The organism is Asticcacaulis sp. MM231 (assembly GCF_964186625.1).
Classification (GTDB): domain Bacteria; phylum Pseudomonadota; class Alphaproteobacteria; order Caulobacterales; family Caulobacteraceae; genus Asticcacaulis.
The window spans coordinates 78,955-98,509 of record NZ_OZ075109.1 but is presented as its reverse complement, the minus strand read 5'-3'; the positions used below and the strand labels follow the sequence as shown (position 1 = coordinate 98,509).

15 protein-coding genes are annotated in these 19,555 nt (G+C 58.2%); 8 read left to right on the top strand and 7 right to left on the bottom strand.

What is annotated here, in order from left to right; all coding sequences use genetic code 11:
* Positions 1-65 precede the first annotated feature (65 nt).
* Entirely contained in the window at positions 66-455 is a 390-nt protein-coding gene (locus ABQ278_RS17315) for an OsmC family protein (protein ID WP_349322282.1), read from the top strand.
* On the opposite strand, the gene ABQ278_RS17310 is transcribed toward ABQ278_RS17315, so the two are convergent.
* The 3 genes from ABQ278_RS17310 to ABQ278_RS17300 are packed head-to-tail and all read right to left on the bottom strand — an operon-like array spanning position 452 to position 2,902.
* Positions 452-1,525, bottom strand: coding sequence for a D-Ala-D-Ala carboxypeptidase family metallohydrolase (locus ABQ278_RS17310; RefSeq protein ID WP_349322281.1), 1,074 nt, complete (start codon positions 1,523-1,525; stop codon positions 452-454). The two genes, ABQ278_RS17315 and ABQ278_RS17310, sit on opposite strands and share 4 nt — an antisense overlap.
* A 16-nt stretch (positions 1,526-1,541) precedes the next feature.
* Positions 1,542-2,378: a hypothetical protein gene (locus ABQ278_RS17305; protein WP_349322280.1), complete on the bottom strand. Its 837-nt coding sequence runs from the start codon at positions 2,376-2,378 to the stop codon at positions 1,542-1,544.
* Positions 2,309-2,902 (bottom strand): hypothetical protein, encoded by a 594-nt coding sequence (locus tag ABQ278_RS17300; protein ID WP_349322279.1) that lies wholly within the window; start codon positions 2,900-2,902, stop codon positions 2,309-2,311. Before ABQ278_RS17300 ends, ABQ278_RS17305 begins: the two co-directional genes overlap by 70 nt.
* Before the next feature lie 704 nt (positions 2,903-3,606).
* Between ABQ278_RS17300 and ABQ278_RS17295 the strand changes: the two genes are divergently transcribed.
* The 3 genes from ABQ278_RS17295 (at position 3,607) to ABQ278_RS17285 (ending at position 9,640) form a co-directional block, all read left to right on the top strand.
* Positions 3,607-6,456, top strand: a complete 2,850-nt coding sequence (locus ABQ278_RS17295; protein WP_349322278.1) for a TonB-dependent receptor — start codon at positions 3,607-3,609, stop codon at positions 6,454-6,456.
* A gap of 147 nt (positions 6,457-6,603) precedes the next feature.
* Complete coding sequence (locus ABQ278_RS17290) at positions 6,604-8,154, top strand: tryptophan halogenase family protein (RefSeq protein WP_349322277.1); 1,551 nt, start codon at positions 6,604-6,606, stop codon at positions 8,152-8,154.
* Positions 8,147-9,640, top strand: a complete 1,494-nt coding sequence (locus tag ABQ278_RS17285) for a tryptophan halogenase family protein (RefSeq protein WP_349322276.1) — start codon at positions 8,147-8,149, stop codon at positions 9,638-9,640. The genes ABQ278_RS17290 and ABQ278_RS17285 overlap by 8 nt, the downstream gene beginning before the upstream one ends.
* On the opposite strand, the gene ABQ278_RS17280 is transcribed toward ABQ278_RS17285, so the two are convergent.
* From ABQ278_RS17280 to ABQ278_RS17270, 3 genes are all read right to left on the bottom strand, one after another.
* On the bottom strand, positions 9,637-10,575 hold the full coding sequence (locus ABQ278_RS17280; protein WP_349322275.1) for an NUDIX domain-containing protein: 939 nt from the start codon (positions 10,573-10,575) through the stop codon (positions 9,637-9,639). The genes ABQ278_RS17285 and ABQ278_RS17280 overlap by 4 nt on opposite strands.
* Before the next feature lie 89 nt (positions 10,576-10,664).
* Positions 10,665-11,180, bottom strand: a complete 516-nt coding sequence (locus ABQ278_RS17275) for a mismatch-specific DNA-glycosylase (protein WP_349322274.1) — start codon at positions 11,178-11,180, stop codon at positions 10,665-10,667.
* Between the two features lie 47 nt (positions 11,181-11,227).
* A complete protein-coding gene (locus ABQ278_RS17270) occupies positions 11,228-13,132 on the bottom strand; it encodes a S9 family peptidase (RefSeq protein ID WP_349322273.1) in 1,905 nt (634 codons plus the stop codon).
* 141 nt (positions 13,133-13,273) lie between these two features.
* Between ABQ278_RS17270 and ABQ278_RS17265 the strand changes: the two genes are divergently transcribed.
* From ABQ278_RS17265 to ABQ278_RS17250, 4 genes are all read left to right on the top strand, one after another.
* Positions 13,274-14,878, top strand: coding sequence for a sodium:solute symporter family transporter (locus ABQ278_RS17265; RefSeq protein ID WP_349322272.1), 1,605 nt, complete (start codon positions 13,274-13,276; stop codon positions 14,876-14,878).
* A gap of 81 nt (positions 14,879-14,959) precedes the next feature.
* Complete coding sequence (locus ABQ278_RS17260) at positions 14,960-15,826, top strand: glycoside hydrolase family 16 protein (protein WP_349322271.1); 867 nt, start codon at positions 14,960-14,962, stop codon at positions 15,824-15,826.
* 477 nt (positions 15,827-16,303) lie between these two features.
* Positions 16,304-17,386, top strand: a complete 1,083-nt coding sequence (locus tag ABQ278_RS17255) for a LacI family DNA-binding transcriptional regulator (RefSeq protein WP_349322270.1) — start codon at positions 16,304-16,306, stop codon at positions 17,384-17,386.
* A 68-nt stretch (positions 17,387-17,454) separates the two neighbouring features.
* Positions 17,455-18,204: a hypothetical protein gene (locus ABQ278_RS17250; protein WP_349322269.1), complete on the top strand. Its 750-nt coding sequence runs from the start codon at positions 17,455-17,457 to the stop codon at positions 18,202-18,204.
* On the opposite strand, the gene ABQ278_RS17245 is transcribed toward ABQ278_RS17250, so the two are convergent.
* Positions 18,205-19,527 (bottom strand): UDP-glucose/GDP-mannose dehydrogenase family protein, encoded by a 1,323-nt coding sequence (locus tag ABQ278_RS17245; RefSeq protein WP_349322268.1) that lies wholly within the window; start codon positions 19,525-19,527, stop codon positions 18,205-18,207.
* Positions 19,528-19,555: the final 28 nt, after the last annotated feature.

Here is a 19,555-nt window from a genome sequence, read left to right as displayed (position 1 = left end):
CAAGGCTTAAATCTCCCGGGGCGCGGTCGAAAAGGGCCGCGCCCTTTATCCACAGGATATCCACAATGGCCCGCGCGACTGCCCATATTTCCACCGGCGATGCTTACGCCACCACCATCAAGGTCTCAGGTCGCACCCTGCTCGCCGATGAGCCCTACAGCAATGGCGGCAAGGATGTGGGACTGGCACCCTACGACTTCCTGCTGTCGGCCCTCGCCTCGTGTACCGCCATTACGCTTCGGATGTATGCTGACCGAAAGGGCTGGACCTTACGCAGCATCGATGTGGCGCTGCATTTTTACCGCGACGGCGACAAGGAGATCATCGAACGCACGGTCAAGCTGGATGGGGATTTAAGTCCTGAGCAGCTTGAACGCCTGGCGCAGGTAACCGAACGCACCCCCGTCACCAAGACGCTGAAACAGGGCGTCACCATCGACACGAACTTTGCCTAAGATACGCCGTCCGAATAGACCGTTCCGTTCGCCGTAAAGGTGGCGGTCATCTGTTTCATGCGTAAGCGCGGATCAAACGAGATGTGCACCCAGGTACCTTCCTGTATCAACTGATCGTACCTAATGTCGCTCGCCACGATCTTCTGACAGATCTGTCGCGGCGTGCCGAACCCCGGACAGACGAAATCGACCGCATAGCCAGCCATATGGGCAGAGGTCGGCGCACCGCCTACCGCCGCATTGAGCGAAGGCGAGCGATAGCCACTGTTCACACGGATCGGCTTGCCGAGTAGGGTTCGCACGTGATCCATCTGCTGCGCGGTCGCTTTCAGGGTCGTCACGATCTCGGGCGGCGGCGTGTTGTCGATGGTGCGATGCTCGGTATGAGTCAATTCATCGAGCGTGAAATACTGACTGAAGCTGTTGGCGGGCTCGGCCGGCGCCAGGGCCGGAAAGGCCATCTTGGCGCGCGCCAGCCATTGTTGACGATCGGCCAGACCATTGACGCCGCCATTGACGATACGGGTAATGCCCTCAATGTCATCGGCATCGGCCAGGGTATTCAGCCCATTCTGCTTCCAGAAGGCTGCCGCGCCTTGTGCGGCATAAACCGGGTTTTCCAGCAGCGCTGGCTGATCGAGCAGAGGCTGGCCGATCAGCGCCGCATAGGTGGTGTAGTTGGCGCGGCCGGTGATCATGATAAAGCCGCGTCCGATGAACTTCGCGCCATCACCCGGATTGATATTACCGAGCGCCGGACGATTGCCGTAGACGAACTCGGCGATCACATCCTTGCCCGCCGCCACCAGTTCCTGCGCTTTGGCCAGCGTCTGCACACGGGCACGGAACACGGCCAGCAGCACTTCGGGACTGTAGTTGAGGTTCTCCACCAAGGCCCGAAACCCGCCGCTCTCATGCGCCAGTTGCGCCAGGAAATGCACCAGCCGCAGGCGCGTCGTAATCTCGCCCATGGCCAGCGCAGCTTCCAGCGCTGGTGCATAGGCCGCAGCCCGATCTATACGGATGGACGGGGCCAGCGCTTGCAACCGTTCGGGCGTGATGATGGTCATGACCCCCTGCCCTGTTTCAAGCGTCGCGCGGGCGCATGGCGGGATCGAGCGCCTTGAGATAGGCCAGGTCGCCATCGTCGGGTGTCGCTGTGGCGCCCGAGGAAGCCACCAGTGCCGGCTGATAGTCAAGCTGCGCCATTGTTTGCGTTGCGGCCGGCGCCGGAGCGAAGGCCGTGGCCAGCGCGCCCAGACCATCAAAGCCGGTCACACCGCCACCACCATCCTTGGGCTTGAGCGTCGAGCGCACGGTCATCAGCTTGGACAGGATATCGAACCAGAACGGCGCGCCCAGTGTGACGGCAAAGGCGGTCATGAGCCAGCCCATAAAGAGTGAGATCAAGGGCAGGATGTTGAACAGGGCATTGTCACCGAGTGACGGCGTGCCTCTGTAGAGATTAACCGTGCGCTCAGAGATATTCTGCCATGACTGGCTGAGCTTGGTCGGCAGGTTATCCCAGGTCGTGCCGGCCCACTTCGGCATCTTCGTCACCTTGACCGGCTCCGGACAACCGCCCGAAGCTTTCGGACTACAAAAGCGGAAAAGGTGATTCATGGTGTCGATCGTCGTGTCGTTCCAGCCCAGCGGCAGGTCGAGGGCGCTCAAGGGGTTTTTCGATGACTCCAGCGTCATCGCCGAGGTCTCAAGCGTCGAGTGCGTGGTGTAATATTGCTGCGACGACGCCTCGACCGCTTTGCGCAGGGACGGGCTGAGATAAAGGCTCTGGGCGATAACCACCGTGTTGACATTGAGCACGACACAGACGACGAGCGCCAGCCAGAAGATCAGGGTCTGGGTTTCATGGCGATACCAGCCTGACACGCGGTCCATCGTGGCATTGTACCAGTTCTCCATGAACAGCCGCGCCTTGTCGATATCCCCCCCGAATTGCTGACGGCGAACTGAACCATCTTGGCCAGGCGGGCATTGGGCAGGTCACGCGAGGCGGTCAGGATGGCCTGCGGATCTAGACGGCCTTCGGTCTGCTGACCGCCGCGACTGGCCAGCATGTCAAGCACGACGAACGCGAAGTGACCGCTCGGGATGTAGGATGGCAGGTGGCGACCACCGAACAGTGTGCGCTTGTTGGGCGCGGTGTAGCGCCCACGATAGAGCGACATGGTGAGCGGGTGATCGTAGAAATTTTTCAGCATCTCGTAGCCGGTGAAATCCGGCCCCACCTTGGCTGTCTTACTGGTGGCATGTTCGGGCGGGTGATCGCACAGGATCTCGATCAAACCCTTTTCGAGATTGACAGCACGTCGCTTGCACAGACCTTCGATCGCCTCGCGCACGACCGTGGTGAGCAGGCTCATCAGCAGGTACACAAAGACCAGCCCCGCCGCCACATCGACCGAGTCAGGTAATAACGAGCCCACGTCTACCCCCGTAGAACCGGATGCCATTTTGGCGTCCCCGCCCTAGAGTTAACAAATATTAACCAATGCGCAACGCATGAGGCGTCATCTGTATCGCCTCACCGGCGAAATAACGGCGATACGCGCATTTATGTCACAGACGGACCTTTCGAAGGGCGGTGTTCTGATGCTCAAAATGCTGAAAGCGCATTCACATGCAAAATACTTTAAGGTGAATATTTATATTAAATTTCCTATAGTAGATTTACCGATATCAATTAGCACGGATATGTTACGTGTGTGAAATGAGTTTCAAATTTGAAATTTATAAACTTCAATTTATCACACTTAAAATAGTTTGTGTTATTTCAAGGGTTTGTGTGTCATTTTTGGCAACACACCATCAATTATATGACAAACCGGAATAAGAACTTTTACTTTTCCGACTGTATGATAACGTTGTCAACGAACGCGAACCCAGGGCTGTGATCGCTACCATAGCGAAAGCCGCCGGCGAGTATCGTGTCTGCAAAAGTTGGGAAAGAATTCAGGATTGGCGAACGCTTGATGCCGGCCTAAACAGGCCGAATTAAGGTTTTACATTTAAATACTGCTTCATATGCACGCGGAGTCAACGCGACGCATCCTTTCCCTGCCTCTGCATGTTGTTTAGTCGGCGATCGTACCTAATAAGGGCGGCCGCCAAGGATCACCAGGGAGATGTTATGATAACCTCTACGAAAAAATCGGGCCTGCTCACAGGCACCGCTTCCATGGCCGTTCTGGCCGTTCTGTCGCTTAGCGGCATGGCTCACGCGCAGGATGCCGCGGCACCCGCCCCTGCGGCCGACGAAACGATCGTGGTTGTCACCGGCCAACGCGCCCAGCTCAAGAGCTCGCAAAAGATCAAAAAAGATTTGGACGTCATCGTCAACTCGGTCACCGCCGTCGATATCGGCGCCCTGCCCGACCGTTCGGTCGCCGACGCTTTGCAACGCATTTCCGGCGTCACCATCCAGCGCGCGGCTGAAGCCAATGATCCGATCCGCATGACGGCTGAAGCCGGTGGCGTCGAAATCCGCGGCCTGCAATGGGTGCGTTCTGAAACCAACGGACGAGATATTTTCTCGGCCAAGAACGGTCGCGGCCTGTCCTGGGGTGACGTCTCCGCCGACCTGCTCGCCGGCGTGGACGTTTACAAAAACGCATCGGCTGACATGATCGAAGGCGGCATAGGTGGCACGGTTAACCTGCGCACACGCCTGCCTTTTGACCAGAAGAAACCTATCATGGCATTCTCTGTCGACGCGACCGAAGGCGATCTGCAAAAGAAGAACCACTATTCCGCCAGCGCCATCTATTCGAACCGCTGGGATACATCGATCGGTGAAATCGGCGCACTGCTTAATTATTCGCTGGTCAGCGAAGGCAATATGACCAATGTCATCGCCGTTGATCGTTACAATCAGGTTGGCGACAAGTTGATACCGAATACAATGGGCTGGCGCACCATCGAATGGAACCAAAAGCGCACCGCCATCAATGGCGCTTTGCAATGGCGCCCGAGCGATGATCTGGAATTCACCCTTTCGGTGCTGAATGCCAAAGCCGAGCCGAAGAACACCGAATACAATGTTGGTTTCTATAACGACAGCAGCGAATTTTCGTCGGCAGATTCCATGGCTACCTACCAATATGACTCCAACGGCGTCTTCAAAAGCGGTACGGTCAAAAATGCGGGCATCACGTCGAATACACGTTACGGCGAAGACCATAATGAAACGACCGATGTTTCGCTGCACGGCCGTTGGAATGTGAATGACAAGCTGACACTTGCGGGCGACGTGCAGTATGTTCGCTCCACCGCCAATGTGCTCTCGAACACGGCGTTTTTGCAAATTGCCAACAAGGTAGACGCGTCAATCGATATCAGCGGTGACCTACCGGTGATCGGCATTTCATCGCCCAACACCACTGCCGATCCGTCGACCTACTGGTGGTCGGCTGCGATGGATCATATCGAAAAGAACCAAGGCAAGGAAATCGCCGCCCGTATCGACGGCGACTACGAGATCGATGCAGGCTGGCTCAAAAGCTTCAAGTTCGGCGTCCGCACAACGGACAAGGACTACATTACCCGCCAATCGACTTACAACTGGGGCTTCCTGTCTGCCCAATACTGGGGCAATGCCGGCAATACCGAGTATGCAACCGATACGGGTTCAGGTACCTATGACATACGCGATTTCAGCAACTTCATGAATGGCGACGTGCCTGTTCCAGGCACAGTGGTGTTCCCGGACGCCTCCGTCGTCAATCAAGGCACGGCTGCAACCGCTGCCATGCTGGCTTCCGCGAACACCTCGGGCTGGGGCTGGAGTCCGCTCCAGGACTTCACCGGCGGTACAAACGGTAATGGTCTTAATTCGCAAAACGAAAAAACAACGGCCGGCTATATCACAGCCAAATTTGGCGGAGAAGTGAACGGTCATATCCTGGATGGTAACTTCGGTGTTCGCGTCGTAGAGACCAAATCTGACGGTGAAAGCTACATTTACATGGCGGTGCCGACCACGGCCCAGCCCTGCGTGACCAACTGCGATGTTTACAATGATGTCTTCACCTTCACGGGTGGCAATGGCAATCCCTTCTTCCAGTCCTACGGCGGGAGCCATAAATATACGAACACGCTGCCGAGCCTGAATGTGCGCCTGAAATGGAGCGACCAGCTTCAATTCCGCTTTGCTGCATCCAAAGGCATGGTTCGTCCTGATCTCGCCTGGTTGAGCCCCTATACAGCTCTCAGTTCCAGCTTCACGCTGACAACTGCCGGGGAACTGACGGATTACCAACTGACAGGTTCGGGTGGCAATCCCGATCTTAAGCCGATTGAAGCCAATCAATATGACCTCACGGCCGAATGGTATTTCTCGCCCACCGGCAGCTTCACGGTGGATCTGTTCAAGAAGGACCTGTCGAACTACATCTACAACGGTACCCAAACTGAAACCTACACCAACAACGGCATCACCCTTGACTTTGAAGTGGCGCGCCGCTTCAACGGAAGTGTCGAAGGTAAGGCCGAGGGCTTCGAAGTCGCTTACCAGCAGTTCTACGATTTCCTTCCCGCGCCGTTCAATGGCCTGGGCGTCCAGGCGAACTACACCCATATCAACTCGTCGGGTGGCCGTAACTCCGGCGCAACCGATGGCAGCGCACTCAACGCCCTGCCGTTGGAAGGCATGTCGCCGGACAGCTACAATGCGGCGCTCATGTATGAAAAGTACGGTATCTCGGCTCGCCTGGCCTACAACTGGCGTTCCAAATACCTCTACACCACGTCGGCAGCCAACGTAAATCGTCCGCTGTGGTCTGACGACTATGGTCAGCTCGATGGCTCAATCTTCTATACGATCAATGCGAATTACAAGATCGGCGTCCAGGCAGTGAATCTGGGTCACTCCACCACCAAGCAACTGGTATCCAGCGATCTGACCAACCCGCTGGAAACCCAATGGTATTCGGCCATCAAGACGGACCGTCGTATCTCCGTCGTGCTGCGCGCCACGTACTAAACGCATCGATGTAACGAAACCGGTCCTCGTCCAGCCGGTTTCGTCCTCCCCGGACGGCTTCTCCTGACCTGGCCCCTTCCTGTACCCATCGGAAGGGGCTTTTTATGTAAGGACCAAGCGACTATAACGGCCCTGCGGGAGACGAACATGGCCGAACCTATCCGGAAGATCATCATTGCAGGCGGCGGCACCGCCGGCTGGATGTCCGCGGCGGCGCTGACGGCGGGCCTCGGCAAAACGGTCGAAATCCTGCTGATCGAATCCGAGGATATCGGCATCATTGGCGTCGGCGAAGCCACCATACCGACCATGCGCGTTTTCAACGATCATATCGGCGTGAATGAGGCCGAATTCATCCGCGCCACCGAGGCCACCTTCAAGCTCGGCATCGAATTCCGTGACTGGGGGCACAAGGGCAACCGCTATTTCCACCCCTTCGGTGACTACGGCGCCATGCACGAAGGGCTCGCCGCGCACCAGATCTGGCGCAAGCTCCGGGCCTCGGGGGATCACACACCGTTGGAAGCCTACAGCTTGGCGACCCAGATGGCCTATGCCGGCAAGTTCTTTCCGCCCAATCCGGATCCGCGCTCGCCGATGCACGATTACAGCTACGCCTTTCATTTCGACGCATCGCTTTATGCCAAATTCCTGCGTAGCCATTGCGAGGCGCGCGGTGTGAAACGTCGTAACGCGAAGATCAGTGCAGTCAATCTGTGCAGCGAGGACGGTTCGATCGAGAGCCTCACGCTTGACGACGGCAGCATGGAAACCGCGGATCTCTTCGTCGATTGTACCGGCTTTCGCGGCCTGCTGATCGAAGGCGCGCTCAAAGCAGGCTATACTGACTGGTCGGACTACCTGCCGGTGGACCGCGCATGGGCCGTGCCGACATCAAAGCCCACAAGTAACTCAGCGGTAGGGCTAAAGAATACGGAGTTGATCCCGTACACGCGCTCAACCGCTCATGCGGCGGGCTGGCAATGGCGCATTCCGCTCCAGCACCGCACCGGTAACGGCCACGTCTATTCCAGTCGCTTTATGGACGATGATACCGCCCGCGACATTCTGCTGAACAATCTCGACGCGCCCGCGCTCAAAGACCCCACGCTGATCCGGTTCGTCACCGGCCATCGCAACAGGTTCTGGGATAAGAACTGCATCTGCGTCGGGCTCTCTTCCGGTTTTCTGGAACCTTTGGAATCAACCTCCATCAACTTTATACAGCTCGGCATCATCCGCCTGCTGGAACTGTTTCCATCCCGCGATATCGATCCTTTCCTGCGTGATGAATACAATGCCCGCACGCTCGACGCCTATGAAAAGGTTCGCGATTTCATCGTGCTGCACTACCGTCTCAACCGTCGCGATGAAGCGCTGTGGCGTTACTGCGCCGACATGCCAATCCCGGACGATCTGTCCTACAAGATGGAACTCTACCGCCGACGCGGTGAGGTCATCCTGCGCAAATACGACCATTTCGCCGAACCGTCATGGATATCCATCTATAATGGCCAGGGTATGATCCCTGAGGCCTACGATCCACTGGCCGACCGCATATCCGAAGCCGAACTACGCGCTTTGGTGCAGAAGCGACGCGACGGCATACGGCAGGTCGTGGCGCAATTGCCGACGCACGCCCAGTTCATCGCCCAGCATTGCCCGTCCGATAATTTTCTCAACGCCGTGCATGGCTGAGCCCCTCGGTCACATTGTCATTGTCGGTGGCGGTACGGCCGGCTGGATGACGGCGGCGGGCCTGTCGCGCTTTCTCGGCAAGACGAGCACGCGCATCACCCTGATCGAATCCGATGAAATCGGCACCATAGGCGTTGGCGAGGCCAGCATCCCGCCACTTGCTATTTTCAATCAACTTCTCGGCATCGATGAGCGCGACTTCATGCGCCGCACGCAGGCCACCTTCAAGCTCGCCATCGAGTTCGTCGACTGGACACGCAAAGGCCACCGCTATTTCCACCCGTTTGGCATCTATGGTCATCCGCTCGATGCGTGCGATTTTCACCACTATTGGCTTAAAGCGCGCGCTGCCGGGCATGGCGGTGACCTTGACGATTATTGCCTGAGCGCCCTGCTGGCGCGTGACAACCGCTTCGCCCCCCCCTCCAGCGATCCGGCCAGCGCGCTCTCGACCGTCCGCCATGCTTATCATTTCGATGCCTCACTCTATGCCAGATATCTGCGGGATTATGCCGAGGCACGCGGCGTCACGCGCATCGAAGGCCGGATCACTCATGTCGGCCAGCATCCTGAAACCGGCTTCGTCACAGGCGTCAGTCTAAGCGATAGCCGTGAGGTGGCCGGTGATTACTTTATCGACTGCACCGGCTTTGCCGGCCTATTGATCGAGAAGACACTCAAGACCGGCTATATCGACTGGTCAAGTCTTCTACCCTGCGATCGCGCCGTGGCCGTGCCGTGCGAAGGCGTCGGTGACCTCACCCCGTATACGCGCTCAACCGCACGCGACGCAGGCTGGCAATGGCGCATTCCTTTGCAGCACCGCACCGGCAACGGCTATGTCTTTTCCTCCGGATTCGTCAGCGATGATGACGCCACCGACATGCTTATGCGCCATCTTGATGGCAAGGCCCTGGCCGATCCGCGCCTCATTCGTTTCCAGACCGGCCGGCGCGCCAAAGCCTGGAAAAAGAATGTCGTCGCTATTGGTCTATCGGCCGGCTTCCTGGAGCCGCTGGAATCGACCTCGATCCATCTTATCCAGAAAGGCGTCACCAAGCTGATTAAGTGCCTACCCGATATGGGCTTCGAACCGGAACTGATCGAGACTTTCAACCAGCAGACAGCCTTCGATTACGAAGACGTCCGTGATTTTCTCGTCCTGCACTACAAAGCGACGGAACGCGATGACACACCTTTCTGGTCTTACAACAAACACAACACTGTCTCCGACAGCCTGAAGCACCGTATGGCGCTTTTTGCCGCAAGTGGCCGGGTGTTTGTCACGGAGCAGGAGCTCTTCAAGCTGCCGAACTGGCTGGCGGTCATGATGGGACAGGGCATCATGCCCACCGCGTACGATCCGCTAGCCGACGCCCTGCCGCTGGAAAATGTGGTGAAGGCGCTCAACTCCCTGCGCGATATCATGGCACGCACCGCCGCGGCTCAGATGCGCCATGCCGATTTCGTGGCGAAATATATCTAGTCGCCGCGCATACCGCCATCGCTGGCTATAAGGCCGAAATAATCAAGAATATCGCCGTGATCCTCGAAGAGCTGATCGCGCAGGCTTTCGAGTTTGTAAATGGGCACCCAAAGGGCTTGTGCAGCATCGTCTGCAGCCTCTACCTTGGGAACCTCTCCCTCTGAGAAGCGGAAATGAAAGGCGTGGGTGATGGTGCGGCCGCGCGCCGAACGCTTCGGATCATCAAAGACATGATTGCCAAGCAAATGCTTGGAAACAGTTCCCGGCGCGAGATCAAGGCCGGTTTCCTCAACGACCTCCCGCAGGGCCGCATCCAGCAGGGTTTCATTGTCATCGACAAAACCACCCGGCAAGGCCCATTGCCCCCTGCCCGGCTGGCCACCGCGTTTGACCAGAAGAACATGCTCGCCATGTTCAATCACCGCATCCACCATCACGAAGATCGGTGGATAGGGCGCGACCGCCCAGCTCTTGCGATAGTCGTCGATATAGACCTGCTCGGCGTGCAGGTGCTCAAAAGCGGGCGTTGATGCAAACGCCTGCAGCCAGGCCAGCACAGCCTCCGGCACCAGATCCCGCACACCGGCAGGCCCTTCGCGCAGAAAAGCCGCGCGGATAGGTGCTGCGACATCCGGCAGGCTTTCAACCGGTAAGGTTTCGACCATGGCTTTTGACGCCAGATCAGGGCGATAGCGATAGTCGCGGACATGCTGGAACGTCACACGCTCAGTTAACGGGCCCAGAGCCGCACGGATCATGGCTTCTCGTTCGCCTGCGGACCACGGCGTTTGCGTCGAAGGCGCGCAATCCGCGCCTGTAATGCGTATCACCACCTGACCATAACCGGCGCAAGCATCCAAAAGCAGCGCCGCCTCGTCGCGTGTCAGGGGGGCGAAGCGTCCGGCCATCGCAAACGTGGAAGCGTCAAGCGTCATGTGGTACGTCCTTTGTTAGTTCGAAGCGTCAGAAGACATGATCGGCGCACAAGAGCAAGAGCATCGGGGGATCACACACCAAAGGCGCATCAGAGCTCCGCCGCCAGATCCTGCCACGCCTGGGCGTTCCAATAGACGCGCGCCTGACCTGAGGGCGACGGCAGTACGCAGAGGCGCGTGCGGCCGATCTGCTCCGGCTGGAAACCGAGCGTGATGCGGCCGGTCGGGCGATTGAGAAAGACACTTGCGCCGGTCTTGCTGGTGAAGGCAAGGACGTCCGGCTGGTACAGCTCGATCTTGGCGCGCAGGGCCGCCGCGTCGAGCGCACCCTGCGGCAACTGGTTGTCATTGCCAAAATGCGCCTTGCACAGATCCGTCAGGCCGATGCCGTAATCGAGCAATAAGGCATAGTCCTGCGGCCTGATCCGGTGCGGCGTCAAACCCGCCTCGTGCAGGGCGCGCCAGAAAAAGTTGCCCGGATTGGCGTAATAGGCGCGCTTCTCCGCCGAGACGCGACCCAGCGCCGTGCCGCAAAACACGACCTTCAGACCCGTCGTCAGCAGGTCGGGCACATGATCAGGCGGTAGCGGGCCGAACTTATCCATGGCTGTCATGTAGGCTAGGCACGGCCTGATACAAGACTATTTCGGGGCTATTTCAGATAGGTATCGAACCAGCCGGTGATGCGGTTGTTCAGATCGCGGATATGTTCCGGCTTGCGGATGCCATGCCCCTCGCCTTCATAGATAACCAGTGAGGTCGGCACGCCCTGCGCCTTCAATCCGTGCCACATCTCCATCGATTGTGCCGGCGGACATTCGACATCGCGCTCACCGACATAGATGAAGGTCGGTGTCACCGCGGTCTTGATGTAGCGGATCGGCGACAGCTTGTCGTAGATCGCCGGATCGTCATAGGCCGAGGCGCCGAAGAAGGGGATCATCCACTGGTCGATGCCGTTCTGGCCGTAATAGCTGATCCAGTTGGCGATGCCGGCGCCGGCCACGGCCGCCTTAAAGCGCTTGGAATGCGTCACGGTCCACATGGTCATAAAGCCGCCGTAGGAGTGGCCAAAGACACCCAGGCGCTTGTCATCGACCGGCGCTATTCTCTCTACCGCGTTGATGCCTGCCAGAATATCGCCCAGATCCGCCCCGCCGAAATCACGCACATTGGCGCGGGTAAAGGCCTGGCCCTGCCCGAAGGAGCCGCGTGGATTGGGCTGGAAGATATAGTAGCCGCCTTTGAGCAGTTCATACATCGAACCGGACGCCGAAAAGCGCGGCGTCACCGCCGAGGCCGGGCCGCCATGGACGAGGGTGACCATCGGATAGGTCTTGCCCTTTTCCACATCGGCCGGGGCGAGCAGCCAGCCTTGCACCTCGTAACCGTCATGCGTCCAGGTGACGCTCTTGGCCGAGAACGAGACCGTCACCGCGTCATTGTCGGAGGTCACCGGCTTCAGATCCCCCGGCTTGCCAAAAGCGATGCGCGGCGCCTGGGTGAAGCTTTCCACCACGGCGGCGGCTGTGGTGCCCGCGGTATCGAACGCCATGCGCCCCTCGCCGGCGCTGGAGGACACCGGGCCGCTCGACAGTACGGTCACGCCACCCCTGACCGGGTCGATGCGCGCAACGCCGGTATCGCCGCCGGTGATCAGGGTCGCCAGTACGCCGCTTTTCGTCACACTCAGGCTGGTGAAACTGGCCTTATAATCCGGCGTCAGGTTGCGCAATTCTCCGCCTGTCAAAGGTATGCTGTAGACGTCGCCACCCACCACGCCAAAATCGCTCATCAGGCCGCCGATAAAGAGGACGTTCTGACCATCGGGTGAGACCTTTGGCATGTTCATCTGCAGCTTCGGCGCAGCGATCACCCGTTCCGAGCCGTCGCGTCCGAAGGCTTCCAGTTTCGCCGTCCACCAGTTGTTGTCGCCATCGCCCTTGGCGGCCGTGCCGACAAAACCGGTGCCATCCGGCAGCCAGCTATATTCATAGACCCAGGTATCGGCGGGCGAGACAAAACTTAAGTCGCCCCCGGCCGCCGGCACGGTGGCGATGCGCTGTTCATCAATCGCGCCCGCCACACCGATTTCACCCACCAGGGCGGCACCCGCTTGCGTCGCGCCGGTTTCCTTGCGTGCGCCGACCGTTGCCAGAACCGCCAGGGTCTTGCCATCGGGTGACCAGCGCGGCCGTCCGGCATTGCCCTTGATCGTGGTCACAATGCGCGCGGTCTTACCCTCCAGCACATAGAGCGTGGTCACGCCGGACTTGCGATCAGCCGCCAGAAAGGCCAGGGCCAGGCTGTCCGGCGACCAGGCCAGGGCGTCATACTTGCACTCGGCACAAGGATCGTTGGTGGCGATAATCTTGCCGGCCGTATCACGCAGGGTCAGCACGGAATGCACCGATGCCACGGAGCCCACGGGTGCGGCTGAGTCGAAGGTGGCGAGGGTCTTGCCGTCGGGCGACAGGGACAAACCGTCATATTTATGCAGGATGGCAACATCGCCGGAAAGCGCGGCAGATACGACAAGGGCAGCGATAAAGCTCACAGGATACACTCCACAAAAGACAGGCCCGTGACCATAGAGCGTGGCCTGACAGTTTCAAGCGATATCATCGCGATGCTGACGACACTTGCGCCTAGGACGAAATCCGTTAGGCTGGCGCAAAAATAGGGGGAAAGAGGCATCATGCCCTTGGCGATCCATCTTACCTGGCTCGATGTCGGCATCTTCTGCGCCTATATCGGCGGGCTGATCCTGGTGGGACTGCGCGATCGCAAACGCATGCAGGTGGCGCGCGATCACTTCCTCGCTGGCAATTCGGCCTCATGGCCCAGGATCGGCTTTGCGCTCTATGCCTCAACCATTTCCGCCACTTCCCTCGTTGGCCTGACCGGCTCGGCCTACGCCCATGGCATTGCGGTCTATAATTACGAATGGATGGCGGCGATCGTGCTCACCATCTTCTGCGCCTTCGTGTTGCCGACCTATATAAGATCGCAGGTCTTCACCGTGCCGGAATTTCTCGAACTAAGATACGGCAAGTTCGTCCGGACCTATGTGTCGGGACTCGGTGTCGCGCTCGGCGTTTTTCTGGACGCCGCCGGCGGCCTGTTCGCCGGAGCGGTTCTGTTCCAGATCATGTTCCCCGACTGGCCGCTTTGGCAGGTGTGCGCCCTACTGGCCGTACTGGCGGGTGCCTTCCTCATTGCGGGGGGCTTGCGCGCTGTCATCATGGTCGAGTCCGTGCAGGGTCTGATCCTTGTGATCACCTGCGCCAGCCTTGCCTTCTTTACCTTCAAGGCCGTGGGCGGCGGCAGCGTTACCGGCGGCTGGACCCATGTGATGCAGACGCTAGATCCCACACACCTGAAGCTGATCATGCCGGCCAGTGATCCCTCAATGCCGTGGACGGGCCTCCTGACCGGCGTGCCCCTGATAGGCTTTTATTTCTGGTGCGCCAACCAGATCATGGTGCAGCGCGTTCTGGCGGCCAAGTCGCTCGATCATGGGCGTTGGGGGTCCCTGATGGGCGGCGCCATGAAACTGACCAATCTGTTTCTTGTCATTATACCGGGTGCTGCGGCCGTGCTTTTGTTTCCAAAACTCGACAATCCCGATCAGGTCTTCTCGCATATCGTTTTCGGGGTGATGCCACCCGGACTGGTAGGGCTGATCCTCGCCGCCTGTCTGATCTCGATTTTGGCCAATCTGTCGGGTATCTACAACTCGACCTCCACCCTCCTGACCATGGACTTTATCCGCAAGCTGCGCCCCGGCATGAGTGAGATGGCGCTGATCCGCACCGGACAGGTGACGACCGTTGTGCTGATGGCCATCTCGATCGTCTGGGCGCCGCAGATCGTCCATTTCGGCGACCTGTGGTCCTATCTGCAAGCCATCCTGTGCTACTTCGTGCCACCGATCGCTGCGGTCTTCATCGCCGGCCTGTTCATCAAGCGCGCCAATGTGCCAGGCGCCGGCGCAGCCCTCGTGGTCGGGACGATATCCAGTTTTGTGCTGTTCTTCGGCGTCGAGGTCTTCCACGCCATACCCTTGCATTTCCTCGTCGCTGCTATCGTCATTTTCGCGATTTCCCTGGTGGCACTATTTCTCGGCAGCCTCACCGCACCGCCGCCCGACCCAGCCGTCGTCGGGCACATGATGTTTGCAAAAGACGTCTGGAAGGCGGAAACAGAGCATCTGAAAACGGTCAAATGGTATCAGAACTATCGCTATCTCAGCGTAGCACTGCTGCTCCTGACTGGCGCCATTGTAGTCTGGTTTGCATAAACATAATCTGATAGCCTCCTGATCAAGCCACAAAGGCATGGTGCGCAACACCAAACCGAACGCTTTCAGGGAGTTAACCGTATGCTGTCCTTCGTAAAACTGATCCCCCTCGCAGCCCTCATCCTGCCCATGGTCGCTTACGCCGATCCGTCCGTGAAGCCGGCGGCCGACACCCTGACCATCGATCAAGCAAGCGGCGTGCCCTCAGGCTACAAGCTCACCTGGTCGGATGAATTCACGACGCCTGGCCTGCCGGATGCAAAGCTGTGGCGCTACGACACCCAGGCCAATAAGCGCGGATGGGCCAATCACGAAGCGCAATATTATGCCGACGCGCGGCCGGAAAATTCACGCATCGAAGACGGCCATCTGATCATAGAAGCCCGCAGGGAAGACCTGAAGGATAAGGCCGACTGGGGCGGCCAGCATTATAGCTCCGCCCGTCTGTTGTCGAAGACCACCTACACCTACGGCTATGTCGAGGTGCGGGCGCAACTGCCATGCGGCCTCGGCACCTGGCCGGCCATCTGGCAGTTGCCCGCCATGGATAACATGCGCTGGCCCGACGACGGCGAGATCGACATCATGGAATATGTGGGATGGGACAAGGACGTCATCTATCACACCGTTCACACTGGCGCCTACAACCACGTCAAGGGCACGCAAAAGGGCATATTGAAGGCCATGCCGGCGGTCTGCGGCCAATGGCATACCTACAGTCTCCTGTGGACACCCGACGTCATCAAGGAAGGCATAGATGGCCGCTTCTTCTTTGAATTCCGCAATGATGGCAAGGGCGACACGGCCAGTTGGCCCTTCAACCGTGCCCACATGCTGATACTCAACCTCGCGGTCGGCGGTGATTTCGGCGGCAAGACCGGCGTTGATGACACGACCATGCCGTGGCAGTTCAAGATCGATTACGTGCGCGTTTATCAGAAACCCTGAAGAAAATGCCTCCTGAGTCTCGGGAACTCAGGAGGCGCTTTGAGTTGTCGTCACGACTGTTGTTCCGTGGCGACACCCTATCCCCAAATACATTTCGAGGCAGATCGCAAGACCGCGTCCCGTCTTGCTCGGGATGTTTTGCGACGTTTCCAGACTAAACAAATTTCAAACAAACGTCAATAAATTATGACAACCTTGTCACAACCAGTTAACACCACACAAACACGCCATATGTTTGTTTTATTTAATGTTTTGATATAATTTTATGATGTAGTTTACACTTTGTCCTGGAATTATTGTCCTTCTATCTTGACAATATTCTTCGCCATTCAAGACAATTTTGTCTTCCGCAATCTAATCCGCAGCTCTCAGAGGAGAATTTTCTTATCAATATCAGCGCCTTACCTCGACACCCACCTATTGCAGCCAGTTCTTGCGCGTGTTAGCCTTACACAAACCCATTCAGACAAAGACATCATGGCCGACAGTTCCGACCGTAAACCCACCATTATAGATGTCGCGGCCCGCGCCGGCGTGTCCATCAAGACCGTATCGCGCGTTATAAATGACGAGCCGCATGTCTCGGCCGCCATGCGCGAACGGGTCAGACAAGCCGTCAACGAGCTGGGCTTTGAGGCCAATGAATCGGCGCGCGGCATGCGTAGCCTGACGCCGGAAAAATCCTATGTCGTGGCCCAGCTCTACGGCGATCCCGGCGGGGCCTACACCAGTGATGTTCAGATCGGCCTGCTCAGCCGTTGCCACTATTTCGGTTATCATCTGGTCGTCGAGGAACTGGACTATCAAAGCCCCGATATCGAGCGCCGCACCAAGGATCTGGTTCGCCGCCTCAAGCTCGACGGCGCTGTGCTGACCGCCCCCCTAACCGACAACGAAATTGTCCTGGGCGTGCTCGATGATGCCGGCGTGCCCTATGTGCGCGTAGCCCCCGTGACCGAACTGCGCCACCTGCCCTCGGTCAAGATTGACGAAAAACGCGCCGCCTACCAACTGACGCAGCACCTTCTGGCCTTTGGCCATAGTCGCATCGGCTTTGTCCGCGGCCTGCCAAACCATTCCGCCACCCTCCTGCGTTTCGCCGGCTTTGAGCAGGCGATGCACGAGGCGGGCCTGACCATAGACCCTAGTCTGATCGAAGATGGCGGGTTCCGCTATCATGCCGCCATGCCGGGCGCACAACGTTTGCTCGACCGTTCGGACCGTCCAACCGCCATATTCGCCAGTAATGATGAAATGGCGGCCGCCGTCATCACCGTTGCACACGAATTGGGGCTGAAACTGCCCGACGACTGTTCCATCGTTGGTTTCGACGACATCTCAACCTCGGAAATGTTGTGGCCTTCCTTGACCACGGTTCGACAGCCGGTCGAAAGACTGGGCGCCGCCGCCGGCGATCTTTTATTCACCCGCCTGTCACCGCTGGGCGGCCCATCCCTCAACGGTAATTCCTGGCCCGATCCGGCCCCGCATCAGATCCTGCCGCACGATATTGTTCTGCGCGCCTCCACCGCACCTTTGAAGCGCGGCAAGACGAAATAGCTTGGCACGGTGTCAAGAGCGTCCTACCGTGCGACACGGCATCCGGGGACATATCATCGGGGAATGACATGACCTTTTCGTTTTCAGTCGCTATCAATCGGTTTTTCAAACTGCTGAGCGAAAATTTTCCACTGATCTTCCTGCTCGGCCTGCTGAGCTATGTCCTGCCCGATCTGGCCCTGAGTTTTATCGGCAATATCTATGCGGGTATCGACGATGCGTATAATAACGTCTTCACCTCTATAACCTCGTCCTGGGTTGGCCTCGTGGTTGGCCTGCTAAGCGTGTTTTTGTACCTGATCAATATTTCGATGGTTACCGAAGTCGCCATTCTGCGTGCCGTCGGCAAAAAGCCTCGTATCAGCCAGATTATCGCCAGCGCCCTGCACAACGCCCTGCCCATCCTCGCTATTTCGATCTTGAGCGCCTTGTGGATCGGGCTCGGTTTCATCGCCCTCATCATCCCCGGCATCATCCTTAGCCTGGGCCTGAGCGTGGTTATCCCATGCTATGTCGGTGAGCGCCATCTCGGCGTCATCGGTGCGCTTAAGCGCTCATTGTTCCTGACGCGCTACCACCGCGGCTCGATCTTCCTGATTGCTCTGGTGAGCGGTATCTTGGTCGCCATACTCACCGGCATGGTGGCAGGTTCGATGCGGATGTCCTTGCTGCCCGATACCATCCTGACCCCGCTGACGACAGCCGCCAGCGACATCATGGGCGTGTTCGGCAACGTGCTTTACGCCGCGATCTACGTCACCTTGCGCGAAAGTAAGGACAAACGCGGGCCTGAACAAACCGCGTCCGTCTTTGAATAACTAGATAATATCCTCGGCCGGGCGACCGATAGAGCTATAGGTGAAGCCGTGGCGCGCCACCTCATCCTTGCGGTAAATATTGCGCAGGTCAACGAGCACGGCGCCCTTGGCCACCGACTTGATGCGTTTGAGATCGAGCGCGCGGAATTCATTCCATTCGGTCACGACCACGACGGCATCAGCACCGGCTGTGGCATCATAGGGGCCTTCGCAATAGATAACCTCTTGCGGAAGAACCGACTTGGCGTTGTCCATGCCCTCAGGGTCGAAAGCCCGGATCGTAGCACCTGAAGCGACCAGTTCTTCTATGATGGTGATGGATGGCGAGTTGCGCATGTCATCGGTTTCCGGCTTGAAGGTCAGGCCAAGCACAGCCACCGTCTTGCCCTTGACCTCGCCGCCCAGCGCCTTGATCACCTTCTGCGTCATCTTCGACTTGCGCGCGTCATTGACTTCCACAGTGGCCTCGATCAGCTTGATCGGCGCACCGAAATCCTGCGCCGTCTTGACCAGGGCCAGAGTGTCTTTCGGGAAGCACGAACCGCCATAGCCTGGGCCGGCATGAAGGAACTTGGTGCCAATACGGTTATCGAGACCGATGCCGCGCGCCACTTCCTGCACATTGGCGCCCACAGCTTCGCACAGATCGGCCATTTCGTTGATGTAGGTGATCTTCATGGCCAGGAAGGCGTTGGCGGCATACTTGATCAGTTCAGAGGTGCGGCGCGTGGTGAACATCAACGGCGACTGGTTGATAAACAGCGGGCGGTAGACCTCGGTCATGACCGGTCGGGCGCGTTCATCCTCGATACCGACGACAATGCGGTTCGGGATCATGAAGTCCTTGATCGCCGCGCCTTCGCGGAGGAATTCCGGATTTGACACCACGGCGACATCAGCGTTCGGGTTGGTTTCGCGGATGATACGTTCGACCTCATCACCGGTACCGACCGGCACGGTCGACTTGGTGACAACAATGGTGAAGCCCTCGACCGCTTGGGCGATATCTCGCGCGGCGGCATAGACGTACTTCAGATCGGCGTGGCCGGTTTCCTTGTTGGTGGGTGTACCGACGCCGATAAAGACAACGTCAGACCCAGCGACGGCGCCTTTGATATCGGTCGTGAAGGTCAGGCGGCCGGCCTTGACGTTATCCAGCGTCATTTCTTCAAGGCCTGGCTCGAAGATCGGGATAACACCCTTTTTCAGACCTTCGATCTTATCGGCATTCAGATCCATACACACGACGTCGTGACCGAATTCGGCAAAGCACACACCCGAAACCAGGCCGACATAGCCCGAACCAATCATCGTTATCTTCATCGAGCCAAACCCTATTCTCGTCGCAAAC